This window comes from Nitrosomonas sp. Nm51 (assembly GCF_900111165.1).
Taxonomy (GTDB): domain Bacteria; phylum Pseudomonadota; class Gammaproteobacteria; order Burkholderiales; family Nitrosomonadaceae; genus Nitrosomonas.
In genome coordinates, this window is record NZ_FOGH01000085.1 from 1 (window position 1) to 5,432 (window position 5,432).

At 39.3% G+C, this 5,432-nt stretch carries 8 protein-coding genes; 5 read left to right on the forward strand and 3 right to left on the reverse strand.

Annotated elements, in window-relative coordinates:
• Positions 1-181: 181 nt before the first annotated feature.
• Positions 182-745 carry an ImmA/IrrE family metallo-endopeptidase gene (locus tag BMY60_RS14525; protein ID WP_090334596.1) on the forward strand — a complete coding sequence of 188 codons (564 nt, stop codon included), beginning with the start codon at positions 182-184 and terminating at the stop codon, positions 743-745.
• Positions 746-904: 159 nt separating this feature from the next.
• On the forward strand, positions 905-1,552 hold the full coding sequence (locus tag BMY60_RS14530) for a hypothetical protein (RefSeq protein ID WP_090334597.1): 648 nt from the start codon (positions 905-907) through the stop codon (positions 1,550-1,552).
• Here BMY60_RS14530 and BMY60_RS14535 read toward each other — a convergent pair.
• Positions 1,547-1,975, reverse strand: coding sequence for a hypothetical protein (locus BMY60_RS14535; RefSeq protein WP_090334599.1), 429 nt, complete (start codon positions 1,973-1,975; stop codon positions 1,547-1,549). The genes BMY60_RS14530 and BMY60_RS14535 overlap by 6 nt on opposite strands.
• A 552-nt stretch (positions 1,976-2,527) precedes the next feature.
• Here BMY60_RS14535 and BMY60_RS14540 point away from each other — a divergent pair.
• On the forward strand, positions 2,528-3,355 hold the full coding sequence (locus BMY60_RS14540) for a transporter (protein WP_090334601.1): 828 nt from the start codon (positions 2,528-2,530) through the stop codon (positions 3,353-3,355).
• A gap of 64 nt (positions 3,356-3,419) precedes the next feature.
• Here BMY60_RS14540 and BMY60_RS14545 read toward each other — a convergent pair whose 3' ends face one another.
• Both BMY60_RS14545 and BMY60_RS14550 read right to left on the reverse strand, forming a co-directional pair.
• Positions 3,420-4,001, reverse strand: a complete 582-nt coding sequence (locus BMY60_RS14545) for a uracil-DNA glycosylase family protein (protein WP_090334602.1) — start codon at positions 3,999-4,001, stop codon at positions 3,420-3,422.
• 46 nt (positions 4,002-4,047) lie between these two features.
• Positions 4,048-4,398 carry a DUF488 domain-containing protein gene (locus BMY60_RS14550; protein WP_090334604.1) on the reverse strand — a complete coding sequence of 117 codons (351 nt, stop codon included), beginning with the start codon at positions 4,396-4,398 and terminating at the stop codon, positions 4,048-4,050.
• A 503-nt stretch (positions 4,399-4,901) separates the two neighbouring features.
• Between BMY60_RS14550 and BMY60_RS16445 the strand changes: the two genes are divergently transcribed.
• Together BMY60_RS16445 and BMY60_RS16450 are read left to right on the forward strand one after the other, a co-directional pair.
• Positions 4,902-5,081: a BolA family protein gene (locus tag BMY60_RS16445; protein WP_256250974.1), complete on the forward strand. Its 180-nt coding sequence runs from the start codon at positions 4,902-4,904 to the stop codon at positions 5,079-5,081.
• Positions 5,044-5,223, forward strand: a complete 180-nt coding sequence (locus BMY60_RS16450; RefSeq protein ID WP_256250975.1) for a BolA/IbaG family iron-sulfur metabolism protein — start codon at positions 5,044-5,046, stop codon at positions 5,221-5,223. Before BMY60_RS16445 ends, BMY60_RS16450 begins: the two co-directional genes overlap by 38 nt.
• Positions 5,224-5,432: the final 209 nt, after the last annotated feature.

The window sequence follows — 5,432 nt, forward strand, 5'->3', positions numbered from 1 at the left end:
CAGAGGCCGGCTATAGAGCTGCAATGACATTGTCTCCGACATAGCTATCATGACTAAAGGGAGCATCAGTGAAGATACAATCAGAGAGCATGACAACATTTAAACAAATTACCGGAAATAAAATTCTTCTTGCAAATATCGGGAAGTCCTTATAGATGGTTTTAGGTGTGGACAGCTAGAAATGCTTGATTATCAAAGTGCAGAATCTAGAAAATACGAAAATGAGGCGAATAATTTTGCCTCCTATCTTTTGATGCCTGCAAATGATTTTAGAGAACAGGTTAGAAGCCAACCTATTAATTTGGAGCTATTCAGACACTGTTCTACAAGATATGGAACATCTTTTACTGCAACAGTACTTAAGTGGCTTGAATTAACAGAGGAATTAGCAATGTTAGTAGTTGCTCGTGATGGTTTTGTTTGTTGGTCTTACCCAAGTAAAAGAGCTAGGTATAGACGCTGCTTTTTGCCACCAGGTACAGAATTGCCTCAAGATGTTTTAGAAAGAGCATATAGAAGTTTTAATGATCAATTTAATAAGGATGGATTACGTGTTCATCCTGGTACCTGGCATCCTTATTTGGAAGCTGTCGAATTTATTATAAATTCTGATAAATATGATTTGATCATTTTTTTTATACATTTCCCGTTTGCCGCATTAAACAGTTTTAAAGAGTATGAAAATTTTAAGGATTCTTCTGATTACCTAAGTGATAAGGCTAATGGATTAAATTGGAAAAAATAATTTAGAATACATATCAATCTTTATTGGTATATAGGTTATACCCGAAACCGATTTACTAAACATCTTTATTATCCATATGTTACAGCCGAAAAAAACACCTGCTAAACGCGGCTTCCGTAGTATCTTCCGCATTGACCCAATTTCTAATAATTTTTCTTTATGAAGAAATTAGATAAAAGTCAAAGTAAAGATTATGGACCTTTAATAATGTGGTCTGGTGATTTGAATGAAATATTTTCAATAATGAAAGAAAATGGCGAGGTTTCTCTTATAGCGGATGATGTGCAATATGATGATGTTAAGGATTTTATACAAAATAGTGATGGTCGTATGCCTGTTAGAATGTCGATAGTTACGACTAATCCTTATATTGAAATAGAACTAAGTAGTAGAGAATCTTCTTTATATGCTTCATCATCAAGTATAGAAGCTACCGGTTTTTTTACTAAAATTGATAGAGTTTTAAGTAGATGTGAATGTAAACCAAAAGTTTTTTATAAAATTATTTGGGTAATGGCTATAAGTTTGTCACTGACCTATATTCCTGACGATCTTATATTTGAGCATTTAATATCTAATGACTTAGGATTAATCTATCTTGTTGGAAAAGGTTTATTAGGTTTAGTTGTTATAATCTGGCTTATATACGTTGTTATCATAAACCTCAAATTTCATTCAAGAGTTCATCTGATAAGTAAAAATATGAAAAAAAATTTTTTTCGTGAACACATCAAAATTATCGGTACTTCAGTTATTAGCATCGTTATTGGTGGAATAATAACTCATTACTTGCAAAACTATTTATAAAAAACTTTTCTCAAGAATCCATCCAAAACGACTTTCAAGTACAAGCTGTTTTTTATAAAACGCCGCTTTAACTTCCAGCTTATCAATTTCCTCATTCCGTCGTTCAATTTCCTGCTTTAATAATCTATTCTCATTTTTCAAACAGCGGTTCAGTTGGCACTCCCAGAATAAAGACCGGATTTCATGAGGTGATAATCCGCGTTTCCATTCCGGGATATAAAGTAAATTATCTTTAAAAATATGTCCTTCCCAGTCTTTACCGAGGATCGCGCTGGCATCACCATTCAAATACAAGCGAAGTAAACGAATAGCAGATTCAGGAATTTTTCTTGTACCTTTTTTCCATTGCTTGATAACTTTCGGGCTTTCACCGGTGATTTCCTCAATGGCCGGAACGCTGATACCTTGAATAAGTTCGTTCATGATTTTTTGTTGGTTATTTTAAAAACAGAAATCATTGCAAATTCAGAAACCAGTCGAAATATCAAACAAAAGTGATATAAGTTTCTAATTTAAAAGTTGTTATCACTTGTCAGAAATCAGGTTTTCTGAAAATGCAATGCTGAAAAATAAAATAATGGATTTGAATCTAGCTTGAAGGGTGGAATCGATGGATAGTAAGCCACAGATTGAAAAAGAAGTTTTGTATTTTGTCCGTAAGCCTTCTATTGTAACGTCTACTATTAATTTTACATAATATAAATTATAAGCAATTGAAAACGCCGTCGCAGATGTGGTTATCAGTTCCTGTTGCTTTTTCGCTAATAAGCCTGATTTTCTGCTAGTCAGGAAAATAGCGGACTTTGTATGTTCCGCCAGGTTTGTGATAAAGTCTCATGCAGTCTTTTCATTTGTTGATTTTTTTCGAGTTTTCGACATTCAGTTTTATCACTTATGGACAGGCTGCTTTCATTTTTTTGGGCCGTTCGGACCAGTAATCCAGCTTAATTCCTGAGTTTTGCAAGTTCCTCGTCAATGGATAACATTCTTATAATTTTAATTCTAATCATACTGCTAGGCTGGAATACTCTTGGACACACACAAACAACCAGCACAAAAGATGGGACCTTGTTTTCATGGTTATTTGACCAGAACGCATCTTTTTCTGAATCGATTGCGACGGATCGCCCTACATTCAGCCTGGGTGCCGGAACTGTTCCTAAAAAACATGTTCAGTTCGAAACAGGCTATACTTTTTCTGTAGACGGCGCACGTCCCAATACTACAACGCATACTTTCCCGGAAACGCTTATCCGAATTGGACTGACCGATACTTTTGAGATGCGGTTGGAATGGCCAACTCAGACGTTCATTAACAGCGACACAAAACAAAGTGGTCTTGAAGATCTTGCTTTGGGGTTTAAAACTCAGATTTTCCAGCAACAGAAATGGATGCCTCAATTCAGTATCGCCGGACGGCTTTCCATCCCAACGGGGAACAGAAAGCTTTCTTCCAATCATGTAGATACTGAATTACAGACGATTTGGTCATATGTGCTAAATGAGCGGTTCTCACTTTTTGGAAATGTCAATATTGGCAGTGCCGGGTCTCAAAACAAACGTTTCGCACAATTCTCCTCGTCACTCGGACTCGGCGTAAACTTGGGAAATTCGTTGTCAGGATTTATGGAATACTTTGGTTTTTACCCTGTTCAAGCGGATAGCCGCAACCTGCATTCTTTGCAAACAGGTTTAATATACCAGATTACATACAATCTTCAGTTAGATGCCCGTGTCGGCGCCGGCCTCAACCACAATGCTGACGATTTATTCACCGGGGCTGGGCTATCCTGGCGCTTTTAAAGTTTTACTTGCTTCCAGTCTTCTTAAGATTGTGTGAATGGCCGCATAAGGAAAAAGAGAAGTTTCAACTTTCCAGTACTGCGGACAATCGCCGCTTAAGCATAGGGAGCAGGTCTTCCTCGAACCACGGATTTCGGCTAAGCCAAATATTATTTCGCGGACTCGGATGCGGAAGGGGAATGAGCTTGGGTCCATAAGATTGCCAGTTCCGCACCGTTTCAGTAAGTGATAATCGTCCTTCGTTCATGTAGTATGCCTGTGCGAACCGCCCAACAACCAGCGTAACTTCAAGATAACGCAGGTGACCGGCGAGTTGATCATGCCATGTTTGTGCACATTCGGGCCGCGGCGGAAGATCACCTGATTTACCCGTGCCGGGAAAACAAAAACCCATCGGTAGAATAGCTATTTTCCTTGAGTCGTAAAAGGTTTCGCATGTCACCCCCATCCATTCACGCAAACGATCCCCGCTGGCATCATCGAAAGGCAAACCGGATTCATGCGTTTTTCGTCCCGGTGCTTGCCCCGCAATCAACACCCTGGCCTGTGGGTGTATCTGTAGAATGGGTTTTACGCCGTGTGGCAGATGTTCCGCGCAACGGGTGCAGCCACGTATTTCGGCTAGCAAAGAAAAAAATGAATTCATGGCGCGACAGACTTTTCCACCTGTCCTTGTATTAATGTCGTTACACTCAACAGAATAATGAACTGTTTTCCTGGATCACAACTGCCTGGTTACGTTCTTTGTCTTTTGCTCCATAGACAAGGGTCACGGCGCCTTTACTCAACTCCTGTTTTAATAACTGGATCTGTTCTTTATTGTCTTTGAGTTCAGCGAGATATCGCTTTTTGAATTCTTCCCACCTGTCCGGATCGTGGCCAAACCATTTCCGAAGCTCCGTGCTGGGAGCAATGTCTTTGAGCCACAGATCAACGCAAGCTTTCTCTTTTGTTAAACCTCGCGGCCAGAGCCTGTCCACGAGGACACGTCGACCGTCATGCTTGTCCGGCGGATCATATACCCTTTTAATCTTGATTTTCATGATTTACTGTTAAAGCCGTCATCCGCAGACTAACAACTTTCCTGCGCATAAGTTATCCTCGTCGATTCCCGCTACTTAGGCGTCGTTCATAAATAACTGTAACTTGACAGGCTCTTTTTCCCTGTGCCACTCGCAGTTAGATACCTTCGCCTGTGTTATTGTACTCGCAAAGATATCATTTGAGTTTATATTGTCTCGTATCAATTACCTTGGCCGGTTCAGCTTCTGTTGTATCCAAAGAAAATAATTTGCATGAAATTTTTTAGTAAATACAATAGCCTGGAACAATATAATTAACCAACACCAACAAAAAATCTTGTTTAACACAATAAATAGTGCTAATGATCCATAATATAAACTACGTACTGCTTCGTATTTAATCATGCGATCGGAATCGATTTTAAGCCGCACCAACACGATTGGAACAGAATTAGATTTTCAAGGTCTATTCCAATCCGATCACACGCGATGAAAAAGTGGAATTACATTGGAACAATCATACTATGAATATGAAAAACTTAATCGAAAACAAACTTCAGCCGCTACAGCCGCAGTTTCTGGAAGTCATCAATGAAAGTAACAAGCACAACGTGCCGGCAGGTGCGCAGTCTCATTTCAAGGTAATTATTGTTTCCAACCAGTTTAGTGGAAAAAGGCTTGTGGTCCGGCATCAAGCTAGTTAACAATATTCTGGCTGATGAACTTGCCAATGCTATCCATGCCCTTTCGCTGCATACGATGACTATGGAAGAATGGCATGACAGCGGCGGAAGATTTATAGAATCTCCTCCGTGTCTAGGCGGTTCAAAAGCAGAACGGTCTTGAAACAATTTTTCAGGTGGCGCAGTTATTAATCAGATCAGATCAAATAATACGACCGGATTTCAGGACTCGATCAAAAATCATGATAGATTCTCAGGATGTCAGACATACCGTTAGGTGCGCCCATTCTTCGAAAGTATCTATTGTTGATACTAACGAAGCTTGAGCATGTTTGGAATGCATTCCGGTCATCAGAAGTGGTGATGAATAGA